The sequence below is a fragment of the Variovorax sp. P4_D9 genome, from assembly GCF_056401695.1.
The window spans coordinates 1-13,436 of record NZ_JBFUIU010000176.1 but is presented as its reverse complement, the minus strand read 5'-3'; the positions used below and the strand labels follow the sequence as shown (position 1 = coordinate 13,436).

The following is a 13,436-nucleotide window of genomic DNA, read 5'->3' as shown; positions in this document are numbered from 1 at the left end:
GGCTGGCAGAAGTGCCGAGCACCAGGACTATGGGCTGCGGGTCGTTGCGCGTGCCTTCGTCGCGAAGGTGCACGTCCATGCCATCGATGCGAACGAACTGCGAAGGCGCCGGCGCCCAGCGCGCCTTGAGTGAATCGACCGGCCGGTCAGGTGCCCAGGCCATGGCCACGCCAATGCCCAGGACGATCAAAGCAAGCAGCAGGACACCGCCAATGAACTTAAGCAATCTCATGTCGTTTCGGCTGATACCAGCGCAAGGTCGCAGCAGCCGCAGGATATTCCATTCCCGCGGCGATGCGAATAAACGTGCCGTGTAGACCTTGCCATGCGGGGGCGGGAGGCTGCATGCCGGAGCCTCCCTGGCGTCATGGAACCCGGGCCGGGGCCTCGATCCGGGTCACCGTGAACTTGCCATCGATCTTTTCGGCCTGGAATCGGATCTTCTCGCCGACCTGAAGCTTCTCGAGCATCGCGTCGTCCTTGACCTGGAAGACCATGGTCATGCCGGGCATTTCGAGGTTCTTGAGCGGGCCATGCTTGAGCGTGAGCTTCTTGCTGTCGATGTCGATCTTGCGAACTTCCCCTTCGGAGAACTCGTCCGCGGCGGGCGTCCTCGGAGGGTCGGACTGGGCGCCGGCGGCGCCAGAAAGGGCCAGTGCCGCGAGGCACGCCAGCAGTGCGTTGCGCAAGCCGATCATGGCCGTGCCACCTTCACGACGCCCTTCATCCCGGCGTCATAGTGCCCGGGCTGAAGGCAGGCGAAGTCGATCTGGCCGGCCCGGGTGAACTGCCAGACGACTTCACCGCTCTGGCCGGGCGCCAGGGTCACCATGTTCGGGTCGGCGTGTTCCATTTCGGGGTTCTTCTTCATGACTTCGTAGTGGGCCTCGAGCGCCTTCCGGGTCCCGAGCACGAGTTCGTGTTTCAGTTGGCCTGAGTTCCTGATGACGAAGCGCACGGTCTCGCCCTGCCTGACGCGAATGTCGGCCGGCACGAAGCGCATGCCGTCGTTCATGTCGATGCGGATCGTGCGGGCGGCCTTGCCGGCGACGCCGGGCTGGCCGATCGCGCTGTCGGCGTCGTGGCCGTGGCTGTCGTCGTGCGCGTGGCCGCCGGCATGGGTGCCGGACGCCGAGGCGCCGGCCGCCGCCAGGGCCAACAGCGCAGCGAGGGCGGTGTGGCGAAGTGTCTGCTTCATGGATTTCCTTTGCGTTGGGAGTGGTGGGGAGAAGACGTCAGTGGCCGGCGTGGCCGCCGGCGGGCTTGCGAACCTGGACTTCGATGTCCCTGGCGGGCATGTTCCGCGCGGGCATCGCGGCGGCACCGGCACCGCGCTGTCGCTGCGCTTCGGGCACGGGGCCGTCCAGCTCGTAGGCCACGGTGCCCTTGGGATGCTTGAACCAGCCCGGGTTCGTGTAGTCGCCGGGTTTCTGGCCACGGCGGACCTTGAGGACGCTGAACATGCCGCCCATCTCGACCGAGCCGAAAGGGCCCTCGCCGGTCATCATCGGCGCCGTGTTGTCGGGGATCGGCATCTGCATCTCGGTCATGTCGGCCATGCCGCGCTCGCCCATGACCATGTAGTCGGGCACCAGGTCCGCGATCTGGCGCGTGATGTCCTGGTGGTCGACGCCGATCATGGTCGGGACATCGTGGCCCATGGCGTTCATGGTGTGGTGGCTCTTGTGGCAGTGGAAGGCCCAGTCGCCTTCCTCGGCGGCCACGAACTCGAACTGGCGCATCTGGCCGACCGCGACATCGGCCGTCACCTCGGGCCAGCGTGCGCTCCGAGGCGTGGGTCCGCCATCGGTTCCGGTGACCTCGAACTCGTGGCCGTGCAGGTGCATCGGGTGGTTCGTCATCGTCAGGTTGCCGACGCGGATGCGGACCTTGTCGTTGAGCCGGACGTTGAGCGAGTCGATGCCCGGAAAGATCCGGCTGTTCCATGACCACAGGTTGAAGTCGAGCATGGTCATGATCCGCGGCGTGGCGCTGCCGGGCTCGACGTCGTAGGCGTTCAGCAGGAATACGAAGTCGCGGTCGACCTTGTCGATCAGCGGATTCTCGCCCTTCGGGTGCGTCACCCAGAAGCCCATCATGCCCATCGCCATCTGCACCATCTCGTCCGCATGCGGGTGGTACATGAAGGTTCCCGGGCGGCGGGCGACGAATTCGTAGACGAAGGTCTTGCCAGGCCGGATCGGCGGCTGCGTCAGCCCCGAAACCCCGTCCATGCCGTTGGGCAGGCGTTGGCCGTGCCAGTGGACGCTGGTGTGCTCAGGCAGCTTGTTGGTCACGAAGATGCGCACCCGGTCGCCTTCCACGACCTCGATGGTGGGCCCGGGTGACTGGCCGTTGTAGCCCCAGAGGTTGGCCCTGAAGCCCGGCGCCATCTCGCGCACCACGGGCTCGGCCACCAGGTGGAACTCCTTGACGCCCTTGTTCATCCGCCACGGCAGGGTCCAGCCGTTGAGGGTGAGCACGGGGTCGTAGGGACGGCCGCTGGCGGGCGCGAGCGGCGGCATGGTGTCGGGCTGGGTCTGGAACACGGGCTCGGGCAGCGTTGCCATCGCCACCTTGCTCACGCTCGCAGCGGCGACGGCTCCGGTAATGGCGCTCGCAGCGCCGAGAAAATTGCGTCGGTTCTTCATGTCGTTCATTCGGTCGAAGGCCTGCCGATGGTCGAGGCAGCCAACGCGGCGTCGGCGAGCCAGAACTGCTGCTGGGCGTTGATGGCGTTGCTGACGCTCGCGATCTGGTCGCGCGCCTCGGCCAGCAACTCGAAGACGCCGATCAGCATGCCGTTGTAGCGAAGCACGTTCTCGTCGGTCATGGTCTGGCGCAGCGGGACGATCTCGTCGCGGTAGTGCCGGGCGATGTCATGGGCCGTGCGGTACGCCGAGTAGCTCTCGCGCAGTTGCGAGGACGCGCCGCGCACAGTGGCGTCGTAGCGATTGGCCGCGGCCAGCGTCTGTGCATCCAGCGCATCGCGCTGCGCCATTCCCCAGTCGAACAGGGGCAGCCGGATGTCGACCTCGAAGCCGCGGCGCGTGCTCTGGGTCCCCGTGGCATCGTCGAACACGGTGTCGTGGCGGCCGCCGAGCTCGATCTCGGTGTAGGTCGACAGCAGGTTGATCCCCTGCGACTGGCCCGCGGCCTCCAGCCGGGCCCGCGCGATCCGGACGTCGAGGCGCTGTTCGGTCGCGGTGGCGGCGACCTCCGTCGCATCGCGGGGCACCTTCGGCAGGTCGGGCAGCCGGTCCGGCAGGCGCATCCGTGCGGCCTGGACATCGTCCAGTCCAAGGGCGCGATTCAACTCCTCGCGCGTGGCGGTGGCGGCATGCCGCGCCAGGGCCAACTGGGTGGTCGCGTCGGCATAGAAGACCTGCTGACGCGCGCGCTGGAGCTTGCTGAAGTTGCCGACCTGCTGCATCCGGCGCGCCAGCTCCGCGCTGGCCTGCGCCGAGCGATGGACCTGTTCGGCGTACTTCAGCGTCTGCTGGGCTGCGACCGCACGAACCCAGGCCTGCCGGACCTGCGTGACCTGGTCGATCACGGTGGCCGTCAGCTGCACCTTGGCCTGGTCCGACTGGCTTTTCGAGATGGCCAGCCGCCGCGGCAGCAGGATCAGGTCCACCAGCCCGAACGAGAGCAGCCGGCCCAGCTCGAGTTCGCTGTCGATCCGCAGGCGATCGAACTTGAAGATCGGGTTCGGGAGCCGGCCGGTCTGGTTGGCGGCGGCGATGTCGGCCCAGCTCTGGGCGACCAGGGCCTGCACGGCCGGGCTGTTGGCGAGGGCGAGGCGCACCGCGTCGTTCTGCGTCAACGGTTGCGCCAGAAGCTCCTGCGCCAGGGCCGCGCGGCGGTCGCGCTGCGCGGGGTCGCGGCTCAGTTCCAGCTTTCCCTGGGTGAAGGCCTGCGCGTTGGCGTTCGTTTCCTGCAATGCATCGTCGATGCCGACCGAGGCGCAGCCGGCCAGCACGCCGATGGCGGCAGCGATGGTCGGCAGGCGGAAGGCCGGCATCATGGTCGCTCCTTCGCTGGCGTTGTCGGTTTCGGTATGGCGGGGCCGTCGCCGGCTCCGCTGTTCTCCGCCTCCTTGGCGTAGGCCCGCCAGCCACCGCGGCGATGCACGGTGTCGTTGGCGGCCTTCCAGGGGATGGGCTTTTCGTCTGCGAAGGGGCGGTAGCCTTCGAGCGCGGACTGGTAGCTGACGACCGGGTGCGTCGCGGTCGATTCAGCAGGCGGCGAGGTCGGCTGGGCGATGGCGCTCAGCGCACCCACGGCGGGGAAAAGGGCCAGCCAGCGGGCCGGCAATGAAGCGAACATGGATGTCCTCGCAAGTTCATGAACGGAGTGCGTCGAGCTGCCCTGAAAGGGCACGGCGCAGGCGATGCATGGGCGTTCGCGGCGTGGCCGTGACAAGTCACGGCGGCGCGAACGTGTCAGCTGCGAGGAGGTTTGTCGAGAAGGCGGGGCGCGCGTGTCGCCATCGCAAAGGATGGTTCCACCAGTTCAGCAGGGGGCAGGTCCTGGAGGACGATCAGCTGCAGCTCGCTGACCAGCGCGGTGGCGTGGCAGGCGCCGCAGGTGCCGCACTTGTGCAGGGTGTCGATCTCGAGGCCGGCGGACTTGTCGGGGTCGGCCTTGGCCGACGGCTTGGCCTCGTGATGGTGCTGGCCGGCATGCCCGTCGCCGTGCCGGTGCAGCGTGGCGTCGTGCGCTTCGGAAGATCCGTCCGCGACCGCGGCCATCGTGCCCATCGCACCGGAGTGGCCGGGTCCGCAAAGGACCATGGCCGCCGCCGCGTACCCCTGAAAGGGGACGGCGATCATCATGATCCAAAGGACGAGCAGGCGAACCCGGTGCATGGCGCACATTCTAGATGACGCACGGCAATGGCCCCGAGGCGGACGGGGTCGTGGATGGCGCACCGAGGCGCTAAAGTCGGCGCCATGAACAGGCTCTCATTCCTCCACCTCGCGGTGGCGCTGGCAGGCTGCGGTGYCCCTTCCCATGAAGTCGTCCGAATGAAGGACGGCGTGATGCGCGCCACGACCTACGCCGAGGCCACCTCCTACTGCCAGAAGGACCGTTTGACGCTGCAGGTGATCGGCAAGGCGCCGGCCGAAACCGGCGTCCTGTTCCGCTGCGAACCCTGATCGCGACCGACGCACGAAGGCCGCGCCACAGCGGTCCGCAAAAGAGAGATGATCGGGCCGGTCCGTCGACCTGACGGTCCGACTCTTGCTTATGCGATCCGGACGGTCCGCGAGCCGGCCTCCCGATGCCCTGACGCCGCGCAGGCAGGCCGCGCCGATCCATTCACAGCGAAGGAGTTCCCATGTTCGGACTGACACCGCTCGGCACCGTCCACACCGCCATCAGCCTGGTGGCGCTGGTCGCCGGCTTTGCATCGCTGATCCGCTTCGGCGAGATCGCGGCCGGGCACCCGCTCGGCCGCACCTACGTCTGGGCCACGGTGCTGACCTGCCTGACCGGCTTCGGCATCTTCCGGCACGGCGGCTTCGGCGCGCCACATGCGCTGGGGATCCTCACCCTGCTGGTGCTCGGCATCGCGGCGCTGGCCGGGCGCCGGAAGGTCTTCGGCCGAGCCTCGCGCGCGATCGAGATGATCGCCTACTCGACCACGCTCTTCTTCCACATGATCCCCGGGCTGACCGAGACCTTTACGCGGCTGCCCGCTGGGGCGCCGTGGTTCAGCGGGCCCGACGATCCGAGCCTGCAGAAGGCGGTGGGCTTCTGCTTCGTCTTGCTGGTGATCGGCTGCGTGCTGCAGGTGCGCGGCCTCGCGAAGCGGTCGTCGGCGGGGCTGGCGGGCGGCGTGGGCGGATAGGCGAAGGAACGAGCGCTTCTATTCCAGGAGGCCGCGTCTCGTGGCGATGCGGACCGCTTCCGCACGGGTGTGGCAATTCAGGGCTTCCAGCATGCGGCGCACATGCATCTCGACCGTCCGATGGCTCAGGCCCAGCGTACGCGCCACCTGCTTGTCGGTCTGCCCTTGCCCGACCAGGCGCAGCACTTCGATCTGCCGCGGGGTCATTCGACTCGTCGAACGGTCGACCGGCACGTCACGCCGCGGCGAATCGGCCGTCGTTCCGGGTTCGAAAAATGCCGACAGTTCATGCACGACTTCGGGCCACTCGGGATCGGCCTCCAGCGGCATATGGTTGGCGCTGGTGAACGAGATGAACTTCGCGCCCGGGATCAGGGAGGCCATCAGGCGGCCCTCGTCGAAGGGAATGAAAGTGTCGTCGTGCGCGTGGAAGACGAGGGTCGGACAGGCCACCGTGCGCGCTTCCGCCGACACGTCGAGATCGTGCGCCGCTACGGTGTAGGGAAATCCCACTTTACCCATGCGATCGAGGGCGACCGCATCGAACTCCTTCAACTGCTCCCGGGTGATCTGGGGGCGCCAGCGCAAGTAGTAGGAAGAACGGAACGAGGCCCCGAGCGCACCGTACTCACCCCAGGCCGCCTCGGCCGTCTGGATCATTGCGCGAGCGGCGTTCAGCGCCTTCTCATCCTCGGTGCGGCGCATGAGCCCGCGCGCGCAGCCGCCGTAGATGGCCAGACGGCTGACGCGCTCCGGATGCCGTGCGGCAAAGCAGATTGCGACCGCGGCGGCATGCGAGAACGCGACCAGCGCGACCGTCGGTACGCCCAGCGCATCGACCACGGCCTCGAGATCCTCCACCCAGGCGTCGATCGTGAAGCGGCTAATGGCGCGTTCCGACAGACCGATACCCCGCGCGTCATAGCGCACATACATGAAGTCTCTCGACAGTGCCTCGGCCCAATGGCGCGAGGTGAAGATCGGCGCTTCGAGCGCCTCCACGGCGCTCCAGATCCGCACGGCGACGACTGCCGAACCTGTGCCACTGACGGCCATTGCTAGGCGCGTGCCGTCGGCACTGGTGCAAAAGCGAATCCCTGCATGGGCGGGCATGGCGTGGGCTGATCCGTGTGAAGGGCAACGGGCGTTCGGACGCGAGTCGGATGCTACGACACCCTTACGGTAGTCGCAAACGAGCGCTACGGTGATCCAACGACTGCCCCGGGCATCGAAGGACGCGCATGCTGCCTCCATGGCGTCGGCGAGACGCAAGGAGCACTCGAAATGAACCTCGCAGCCTGCCACCGCGTCTTCTGGTCCGTCATTCCATTCCTTGCCCGGCCCGAACGCGCGCTTCGCGCCGACGACCGGCGGGCTGGCGCGATTCAGTGGGTGTCGTTGCGGGGAAACGGCACCTTCGACCTCGAGAGGCCGTGGGGCTGCCGCCTTCAGTGCATTCGCGGTTCGATCTGGATCACGCACGCGGGTGACGGACGAGACGTGGTCCTCGAGGCCGGATCGAGTTTCGTCGCCGATCGCAAGGAGCCGATGTTCATTCAGGCCTTGGGGGCGGCGGAATTTGGGATCGACAGCGCTGAAAATCAGCGGTCGACGTCCGCGGCCGACCGAGATGCGTAGTCCGCGCAGCGGAGGCGGTCCTTGCCAGGTCCACGCTTGGCGTTTTCAGAATATGAGGAGGCACAACGCGCCGAGGTTCAGCGCAGGACCCAGAAAAGTCCATGCGAATGACGCCACCCATTCGACAGCCATCGTCGTGGAGTGAGGCTGGACCCAGATGTGTGCCGCAAATGCGCCGAATACGGCGGCAGGCGTCGAGAAGTAGTAGCCCACCCAACGCAGCGCTGCGTCCAGTGCGTTGAAAGACCAGAGCCATGCGAAGTACAGCAGCATGAACGCACACAAGGCAGTAGCCACGCCGTAGGCCACCGACGGGCGCGCTCCACACATTGCGATGAGGGCGACGACAGCACCTGTCGGCAGCCAATAGTGGGCGAAGTTGGGCCGAAAATACCCGTCATGCGGCGCGATCATCGCAGCTCCGAGCCCAGCCACGATGGCTGCACGCATGCAAATGAAAATTCTCTTCGGTGTGTCGGGGTGGAACATGGCGTGAGCTTGAGCTGCGGTGGGCCTGTCAAGTCATCAGGCCCAACATCGGCATGACCGCTCCGACGTAGCCTACCCACCAGCGCCTTCGAATGAAGAAGCCCAGAAGCGGCCCAACGCCTGCCTCGAGGCTCTCCCCGTCCTTGTCGATCCGCGTGGTGGAGGAACCTTGAAATACACGCGGCCTCCAAGCAGACGAAAGGCCTTTCCGCCAATGCGAACGCGCCGCAGAGCACCTGGGTTCGCAAATCACATCTTCGAGAATGCGGGCGGGCTCATTGCCGGCACTCGGGTGGCAGCAGGTTCGGCCTCATGTCGACAGGCTGGCAGGTCCAGGTGACGCGGCCGCCGGGGTCCGCGGACGGCACGAGCTGAAACGTCCGCCCGTTCACCGGTCCGCTCGAGAGCACCAGCCTGATGGTTCCGTTCGAGGTGTTCAACTGCACGTCCTGAAGCTCGGGCGGCAGCGGAGGGCCGATCCGGACGGCCGCCAGGCTTCGAGGCAGCGCGCGCTGGGTCTCGTAGTGTTCGCCGACTGCGGCAGCCGCGGCCTTGCCGTAGCGCAGCGCATCCACGGCTTTCGCGCGGGTCGTGTAGTCCTGGTAGGCCGGCAGGGCAATGGCCGCGAGCATGCCTATACCTGCCACGATGGCCAACACCATCACCAAAATCAGGGCGACGTTGCTGGTGCCCCCCTTCGTGGCCAGCACGGCGAACTGGGCCTGCGGGTTGCTGCTCGTATTGCGTGCACTGGCGATGAGCTTCTGGCAGTGCCGGTAATAGCCCCCATTCGAGATCAATGGCGGAATCACGAACAGACCCAACACGTACGCGCAGTACGCGAGCATCGCGAACCGGGGGGCGAAGGCCGCTGAAGCGCCGATCGCCACTGCAATGACATTGGGCAGGAAGAAGTAGAGCGCCGCCTTGCCCCACATCTTCCGGTACATGAGCCACCAGAAAGTGAAGAAGAAGGCCGGCCAGTGCCAGCCGAACCGGGTCCCTTCCCTGTCGAACTCCTCGAACCTTCGGAGGTAGTAGTCGCGGCTCCTTTCGCCGATGGCAAGCTCGTAGAGCTCGCGCGGATCGTCCGTTGCAAGAGACTGGGGCGGCATGGGGGCCTCGCCGGCTGCGATGGTCTTCATTGGTTCTTTCTCCTCGCCCGCGGTTGTACCTTCGAGACGCTCGGACGGCCAGCACCAACGGCTCAGGTCGTGGCGCGGCTGCAACCCTTCCCGGGAACAGTTCTTTCAGCTCGCCGGCTTACCCTTCTTCGGCGCTGCCGCTGCGCGGGCCGGCAACCGCCCTCTTCTCTCCAGACCCTCGCGCAGCATGAATTCGACCTGCGCATTCGCACTGCGCAGCTCTTGCGCCGCGAGCCGCTCGATCTCGGCCCACAGCACCGGATCGATGCGCAGCGGAAATGACTTCTTGCCAGGACTGGCCATGAAGAAAAAGCGCGCCGGGCCGACGCTCAGGTGTAGAGCGTGCCGGTGTTGATCACCGGCCGGGCGTCGTTGTCGGAGCACAGCACGACCAGCAGGTTGGACACCATCGCCGCCTTGCGCTCGTCGTCGAGCGTCACCAGGTTGCGCTCGGACAGGCCCTTGAGCGCGGCCTCGACCATGCCCACCGCGCCCGCCACGATTTGATGCCGGGCGCTGACGATGGCCGTGGCCTGCTGGCGCCGCAGCATGACCTGGGCGATCTCGGGTGCGTAGGCCAGGTGCGTGAGCTTGGCGTCCAGCACCTCGACCCCGGCACTGGCGAAGCGCTGATTGAGCTCGGCCTTCAGGGCGTCGGCCACCACATCGAGCCCGGCGCGCAGCGTGGTCTCGTCGCCTTCGAGATCCTCGCCGCTGTCGTAGGCGTACAGCGTCGCCAGATGGCGGATCGCCGCCTCGGCCTGGATGCTGACGAACTTGGTGTAGTCGTCGATCTCGAACACCGCCTGGGCCGTGTCGTGCACGCGCCAGACCACCGCGGCGCCGATCTCGACCGGGTTGCCGCGCTTGTCGTTGACCTTCAGCGGCGGCGTGTTGAGGTTGCGCGCGCGCAGCGAGATCTTCTGTCCGCTCAGAAACGGGTTGGTCCAGCGCAGGCCTTCGGAACGGTCAGTGCCCTTGTATTCGCCGAACAGCGTGAAGATGATGCCCTCGTTGGGCTTGAGCATGTAGAAGCCAGGCATCAGCACGGCGCCGACGAGCACCAGCGCCACGCCGATGGCCGGATGTGCCAGATGGCGAACGAACATGAGGGCGCCAAAGGCGAACAGCAGCAGCGCAGCCAGCGCAATCGCGTAACCGCTGATGGACTGGTAGCGGCGTTCGCTGCGGACGACGCGCGCATGGGTGGGGGACGCTGCCTCGGTCATTCGGTCTCCTCCAGGAAAGTGATATCACTTTAATATCTGTCAAAGGCGAARTCAACAGCCTCTTCGCGGCCCAGCGCCAGGCACGGGTGTGTGCTCAGCCGCCGGTCAGCGCGCTTTGCAGGAAGGCGAGCATGCGCGGCTATGCGTCTTGCCGGGCGCGCGCGGTTCCCTCGGCGCGATGCGCGGTTCGATCTGCGCGACCGACGCGTTCAGCTTGCCGAGTTCGTCCACCACGTACTCGCGTTCGACGCCATTCGAAGACTGGCGCCCTGCGGCTTCGCGTTCTGCCCAGTGCATGCCGATGGCGGCGCCCAATGCCAGCGCGACCACCGATGCCGCCGCGGCGCAGGCCAGAGCGATCGTGACCGCCGTGCGACGCGTGACGAATCGGATCGAGAGCACGGATTGTCCCAGCGCAAACGGATCCGGCCTATGGGAAAGGCGGCCTCGGCGGTGGTTGCGGTCCCGATGCGCGGGTACCCCATGCTTTCCAGGAGCTGCGCCTCGGTGGCGAGCACGAAGGGATGGTCGTCGACCAGCAGGATGCCCGRGTCCCTGCGGCTTCCAGCGCCACCGGCGTCGAGCCGGCGGGGCAGGTGGTCGACAGGGTTCGACTGGGTGGTCATGAAGACTCCTCGCAGCGCAGGCTCGGGACGGTTCGGCAAGGGCCCTAGTGTAGGGGCCGGGAATTGCCCGAGGCTTCGTATTCCAGTCAGTCAAGAGGCAGTTAAAATCCGATCCGCATGCCCCGCTGGCTCTTCCCTGCTGTTCTCGCGTTCGTGCTTTGCTGCCTCGGCTTCACGGCCGTCGCCCAAGGTCAGGCGGGTGCGCGCCAGCACGGTTGCGACGCCACGGTGCCGGCGCAGATCCAGCATCTGGCGGGCTCCCACGCCCTCGATGCCGGCACACCGGCCGAAAGCGGCGACGAGACGCCCGGCAATGACGAGCAGCGGCACGACTGCAGCGAGATCCTGATCGGCGCCCCCGGCCACTTTGTCCCGCTGGCGATGTCGGAGTTCGTCGCGCCACCGCCGCCGGCGCTCGGGGCCTCGCCCTTCCTCGAGCATCCGAAGCGGCCACCTCGCGCCTAGGCTTTCACGCCCAAGGCCCGCTGCCCGCGGGGGACCGCTCTGTTCCCTCGCCTGCCAGCACTCCGCAGCAAGACGTTTCGCACGTCGGCCTGCACCCCCCCCTCGGCGGCGCCAATGCGCCCCCATACAGAAGGAATCATCGATGCGTCTCACCACCAAAGGCCGCTTCGCAGTCACCGCCATGATCGACGTAGCACTGAACGGCCGCAACGGCCCGGTCAACCTGTCCTCCATCCACCAGCGCCAGCGGATCTCGCTGTCGTACCTGGAGCAGCTGTTCGGCAAGCTGCGGCGCCAGGGCCTGGTCGAATCGACCCGCGGGCCGGGCGGCGGCTATTCGCTCGGCCGCAGCGCCGACGAGATCAGCGTGGCCGACATCATCCTGTCGATCGACGACGAGGCCGAACTCAAGACCCGCCCGCAGCGCCCTGACGCGCCGGGTGCGCAGCAGCGCTGCACCACCGACGAGCTGTGGGAGTCGGTGAACCGACGCGCGGTCGAGTTCCTGCAGTCAATCACGCTGCAGGGCCTGGTTAACGAACAGATCAGCAAGGGCGTCATGGCGGCGCGCAAAGTCGGCATTCCGGTGGTCCCGGGCCGTGTGAAGCCGCCGCCGGTCAACGCGCCGAACTCGGTGTTCGCAATGGGCGCCCTGCTCGCAAAACGCTGAGTCTTCCGCCGCCGGACTCGAACCTGGGATCAGGTTCCGGCGGCGAACTTCGCCAGCGCGATCAGGGCGACGACCAGCAGCAAGACCAGCACCAGGGCGATGGCGATGGTCGGTATGGCGCCGGCCTGGTCGACACGCTCGTCGGCGTCGGCCCGGCGGCCGCCCAGGCCGATAAAGCCCCAGAGCACGGCGCGCAGATAACGAAGAAATTTGGACATCGCCCACTGTGGCGCATCGTCGCGTCCGGGTAAAGAACCAGTTCTCGCCGATTCGACCGTCGCAGATGGCGCTGCCGCATTTACGCTTTCTTTACGCCGCCCCGTCGACTCTGTTCCCCGTCTTTACGCGCGCCTCTCCACACTCGATTCCTGATTTGAAAGCAGGAGAGATCGATGGACATCGTGTGGATTGCCGCCCTGGTGGCGATTTGGGTCGTGATGGCGGGAATGGTGGTCGGGCTCTTCAAGCTCGAAGCACCCAAGGGAGAGCGCTCGTGATCAGCCTCGAAGTTCTCTACGGATTCGGCGGCCTGCTCACCGTGATCCTTTTTGCGTACCTCGTGTTCGCACTGATCTGCGCAGAGGAATTCTGAAGTGAACGCCTCTGCCTGGGGCCTGCTGGCCTTCTACCTCGTCGTGCTGGGCGTTCTCGCCTGGCCGCTCGGCCGCTTCATCGCGGCGCTTTCCGACGGCCGCCTGCCGCGCTGGATGCAGCGCGYCGAAGCGCCGCTCTACAAGCTCGCCGGCACCTCGCCCGAGGCTTCGATGCACTGGCGCAGCTACGCCTTCGCGCTGCTCGCGTTCAACGCGATCGGTGGCCTGGCCRTCTACGGCCTGCAGCGGCTGCAATCGGTGCTGCCGTTCAATCCCGCGGGCATGGCGGCCGTCTCGCCGGACTCGGCCTTCAATACCGCCGTGAGYTTCGTCTCCAACACCAACTGGCAGGGCTATGCCGGCGAGTCGACCATGAGCTACCTGACGCAGATGCTCGGGCTCACGGTGCAGAACTTCTTCTCGGCCGCCACCGGGATCGCGGTGGCCTTCGCACTGGCCCGCGGCTTCGCTGCGCGCAGCACGGACGGCAAGGGCCTGGTGGGCAATTTCTGGGTCGACCTGACGCGCGTCACYCTGTGGCTGCTGCTGCCGATCTCGTTCGTGCTTGCGATCTTCTTCGCCGGCCAGGGCGTGATCCAGAATTTCGACGCCTACAAGACCGTGACCACGGTGGAAACCACGGCCTACCAGAACCCCAAGCTGGATGCGGCGGGCCAGCCGGTGAAGGACGCCCAGGGCAATCCGGTGACCGAAGACGCGAGCA

Annotated in this window: 20 protein-coding genes and 1 pseudogene; 7 read left to right on the top strand and 14 right to left on the bottom strand. The window is 66.7% G+C overall.

Annotation, left to right across the window (positions count from 1 at the left end; translation table 11 throughout):
• From AC1DY5_RS19800 to AC1DY5_RS19770, 7 genes and pseudogenes are all read right to left on the bottom strand, one after another.
• Positions 1–232 (bottom strand): annotated as a pseudogene (locus tag AC1DY5_RS19800) (alpha/beta fold hydrolase); the annotation flags it as partial.
• A gap of 133 nt (positions 233–365) precedes the next feature.
• The gene (locus AC1DY5_RS19795; RefSeq protein ID WP_478114048.1) at positions 366–698 is read right to left on the bottom strand and encodes a copper-binding protein; all 333 of its coding nucleotides are present in this window, start codon (positions 696–698) and stop codon (positions 366–368) included.
• A complete protein-coding gene (locus tag AC1DY5_RS19790; protein ID WP_478114047.1) occupies positions 695–1,198 on the bottom strand; it encodes a cupredoxin domain-containing protein in 504 nt (167 codons plus the stop codon). The genes AC1DY5_RS19795 and AC1DY5_RS19790 overlap by 4 nt, the downstream gene beginning before the upstream one ends.
• 37 nt (positions 1,199–1,235) lie before the next feature.
• Entirely contained in the window at positions 1,236–2,651 is a 1,416-nt protein-coding gene (locus tag AC1DY5_RS19785; RefSeq protein WP_478114045.1) for a multicopper oxidase family protein, read from the bottom strand.
• 5 nt (positions 2,652–2,656) lie between these two features.
• On the bottom strand, positions 2,657–4,027 hold the full coding sequence (locus AC1DY5_RS19780; protein WP_478114044.1) for a TolC family protein: 1,371 nt from the start codon (positions 4,025–4,027) through the stop codon (positions 2,657–2,659).
• Positions 4,024–4,329, bottom strand: coding sequence for a hypothetical protein (locus tag AC1DY5_RS19775; protein WP_478114042.1), 306 nt, complete (start codon positions 4,327–4,329; stop codon positions 4,024–4,026). Before AC1DY5_RS19775 ends, AC1DY5_RS19780 begins: the two co-directional genes overlap by 4 nt.
• Positions 4,330–4,445: 116 nt before the next feature.
• Positions 4,446–4,871 (bottom strand): hypothetical protein, encoded by a 426-nt coding sequence (locus tag AC1DY5_RS19770; protein ID WP_478114040.1) that lies wholly within the window; start codon positions 4,869–4,871, stop codon positions 4,446–4,448.
• An 84-nt stretch (positions 4,872–4,955) separates the two neighbouring features.
• On the opposite strand from AC1DY5_RS19770, the gene AC1DY5_RS19765 reads away from it, so the two are divergent.
• Positions 4,956–5,162, top strand: coding sequence for a hypothetical protein (locus AC1DY5_RS19765; protein WP_478114038.1), 207 nt, complete (start codon positions 4,956–4,958; stop codon positions 5,160–5,162).
• A gap of 182 nt (positions 5,163–5,344) precedes the next feature.
• On the top strand, positions 5,345–5,857 hold the full coding sequence (locus AC1DY5_RS19760; RefSeq protein ID WP_478114037.1) for a DUF2306 domain-containing protein: 513 nt from the start codon (positions 5,345–5,347) through the stop codon (positions 5,855–5,857).
• Between the two features lie 18 nt (positions 5,858–5,875).
• Here the strand turns inward: AC1DY5_RS19760 and AC1DY5_RS19755 are convergent, their stop codons facing one another.
• On the bottom strand, positions 5,876–6,970 hold the full coding sequence (locus AC1DY5_RS19755) for an alpha/beta fold hydrolase (RefSeq protein WP_478114035.1): 1,095 nt from the start codon (positions 6,968–6,970) through the stop codon (positions 5,876–5,878).
• Positions 6,971–7,141: 171 nt separating this feature from the next.
• Here AC1DY5_RS19755 and AC1DY5_RS19750 point away from each other — a divergent pair, with 171 nt between their 5' ends.
• A complete protein-coding gene (locus AC1DY5_RS19750; RefSeq protein WP_478114033.1) occupies positions 7,142–7,495 on the top strand; it encodes a DUF2917 domain-containing protein in 354 nt (117 codons plus the stop codon).
• Positions 7,496–7,540: 45 nt separating this feature from the next.
• Here AC1DY5_RS19750 and AC1DY5_RS19745 read toward each other — a convergent pair whose 3' ends face one another.
• The 5 genes from AC1DY5_RS19745 to AC1DY5_RS19725 form a co-directional block, all read right to left on the bottom strand.
• A complete protein-coding gene (locus AC1DY5_RS19745) occupies positions 7,541–7,984 on the bottom strand; it encodes a hypothetical protein (RefSeq protein ID WP_478114031.1) in 444 nt (147 codons plus the stop codon).
• A 275-nt stretch (positions 7,985–8,259) separates the two neighbouring features.
• Positions 8,260–9,213 carry a DUF2628 domain-containing protein gene (locus AC1DY5_RS19740; RefSeq protein ID WP_478114030.1) on the bottom strand — a complete coding sequence of 318 codons (954 nt, stop codon included), beginning with the start codon at positions 9,211–9,213 and terminating at the stop codon, positions 8,260–8,262.
• Between the two features lie 21 nt (positions 9,214–9,234).
• A complete protein-coding gene (locus AC1DY5_RS19735) occupies positions 9,235–9,432 on the bottom strand; it encodes a type II toxin-antitoxin system antitoxin (protein WP_478114028.1) in 198 nt (65 codons plus the stop codon).
• Between the two features lie 26 nt (positions 9,433–9,458).
• Positions 9,459–10,358, bottom strand: a complete 900-nt coding sequence (locus AC1DY5_RS19730) for an SPFH domain-containing protein (RefSeq protein ID WP_478114027.1) — start codon at positions 10,356–10,358, stop codon at positions 9,459–9,461.
• A gap of 105 nt (positions 10,359–10,463) precedes the next feature.
• Complete coding sequence (locus AC1DY5_RS19725; RefSeq protein WP_478114025.1) at positions 10,464–10,760, bottom strand: hypothetical protein; 297 nt, start codon at positions 10,758–10,760, stop codon at positions 10,464–10,466.
• A gap of 341 nt (positions 10,761–11,101) precedes the next feature.
• Here AC1DY5_RS19725 and AC1DY5_RS19720 point away from each other — a divergent pair, with 341 nt between their 5' ends.
• Both AC1DY5_RS19720 and AC1DY5_RS19715 read left to right on the top strand, forming a co-directional pair.
• On the top strand, positions 11,102–11,449 hold the full coding sequence (locus AC1DY5_RS19720) for a hypothetical protein (protein WP_478114023.1): 348 nt from the start codon (positions 11,102–11,104) through the stop codon (positions 11,447–11,449).
• A gap of 142 nt (positions 11,450–11,591) precedes the next feature.
• Positions 11,592–12,119, top strand: a complete 528-nt coding sequence (locus AC1DY5_RS19715) for an Rrf2 family transcriptional regulator (protein ID WP_478114022.1) — start codon at positions 11,592–11,594, stop codon at positions 12,117–12,119.
• A 29-nt stretch (positions 12,120–12,148) separates the two neighbouring features.
• Here AC1DY5_RS19715 and AC1DY5_RS19710 read toward each other — a convergent pair whose 3' ends face one another.
• Positions 12,149–12,337, bottom strand: a complete 189-nt coding sequence (locus AC1DY5_RS19710) for a DUF2970 domain-containing protein (protein ID WP_478114021.1) — start codon at positions 12,335–12,337, stop codon at positions 12,149–12,151.
• 275 nt (positions 12,338–12,612) lie between these two features.
• Between AC1DY5_RS19710 and kdpF the strand changes: the two genes are divergently transcribed.
• Positions 12,613–12,711 carry a K(+)-transporting ATPase subunit F gene (kdpF, locus tag AC1DY5_RS19705; RefSeq protein WP_478114019.1) on the top strand — a complete coding sequence of 33 codons (99 nt, stop codon included), beginning with the start codon at positions 12,613–12,615 and terminating at the stop codon, positions 12,709–12,711.
• A 1-nt stretch (position 12,712) separates the two neighbouring features.
• On the top strand, positions 12,713–13,436 hold a 724-nt coding region (locus tag AC1DY5_RS19700), incomplete at its 3' end, for a potassium-transporting ATPase subunit KdpA (protein ID WP_478114018.1).

What these genes read in the sequence shown, in the direction of transcription:
- AC1DY5_RS19780 (WP_478114044.1), bottom strand. Translation starts at nt 4,027, where the DNA reads ATGATGCCGGCCTTCCGCCTGCCGACCATCGCTGCCGCCATCGGCGTG.
- AC1DY5_RS19745 (WP_478114031.1), bottom strand. Translation starts at nt 7,984, where the DNA reads ATGTTCCACCCCGACACACCGAAGAGAATTTTCATTTGCATGCGTGCA.
- AC1DY5_RS19720 (WP_478114023.1), top strand. Translation starts at nt 11,102, where the DNA reads ATGCCCCGCTGGCTCTTCCCTGCTGTTCTCGCGTTCGTGCTTTGCTGC.
- AC1DY5_RS19735 (WP_478114028.1), bottom strand. Translation starts at nt 9,432, where the DNA reads ATGGCCAGTCCTGGCAAGAAGTCATTTCCGCTGCGCATCGATCCGGTG.
- AC1DY5_RS19715 (WP_478114022.1), top strand. Translation starts at nt 11,592, where the DNA reads ATGCGTCTCACCACCAAAGGCCGCTTCGCAGTCACCGCCATGATCGAC.
- AC1DY5_RS19775 (WP_478114042.1), bottom strand. Translation starts at nt 4,329, where the DNA reads ATGTTCGCTTCATTGCCGGCCCGCTGGCTGGCCCTTTTCCCCGCCGTG.
- AC1DY5_RS19795 (WP_478114048.1), bottom strand. Translation starts at nt 698, where the DNA reads ATGATCGGCTTGCGCAACGCACTGCTGGCGTGCCTCGCGGCACTGGCC.
- AC1DY5_RS19785 (WP_478114045.1), bottom strand. Translation starts at nt 2,651, where the DNA reads ATGAAGAACCGACGCAATTTTCTCGGCGCTGCGAGCGCCATTACCGGA.
- AC1DY5_RS19760 (WP_478114037.1), top strand. Translation starts at nt 5,345, where the DNA reads ATGTTCGGACTGACACCGCTCGGCACCGTCCACACCGCCATCAGCCTG.
- AC1DY5_RS19750 (WP_478114033.1), top strand. Translation starts at nt 7,142, where the DNA reads ATGAACCTCGCAGCCTGCCACCGCGTCTTCTGGTCCGTCATTCCATTC.
- AC1DY5_RS19710 (WP_478114021.1), bottom strand. Translation starts at nt 12,337, where the DNA reads ATGTCCAAATTTCTTCGTTATCTGCGCGCCGTGCTCTGGGGCTTTATC.
- AC1DY5_RS19790 (WP_478114047.1), bottom strand. Translation starts at nt 1,198, where the DNA reads ATGAAGCAGACACTTCGCCACACCGCCCTCGCTGCGCTGTTGGCCCTG.
- AC1DY5_RS19770 (WP_478114040.1), bottom strand. Translation starts at nt 4,871, where the DNA reads ATGCACCGGGTTCGCCTGCTCGTCCTTTGGATCATGATGATCGCCGTC.
- AC1DY5_RS19755 (WP_478114035.1), bottom strand. Translation starts at nt 6,970, where the DNA reads ATGCCCGCCCATGCAGGGATTCGCTTTTGCACCAGTGCCGACGGCACG.
- AC1DY5_RS19730 (WP_478114027.1), bottom strand. Translation starts at nt 10,358, where the DNA reads ATGACCGAGGCAGCGTCCCCCACCCATGCGCGCGTCGTCCGCAGCGAA.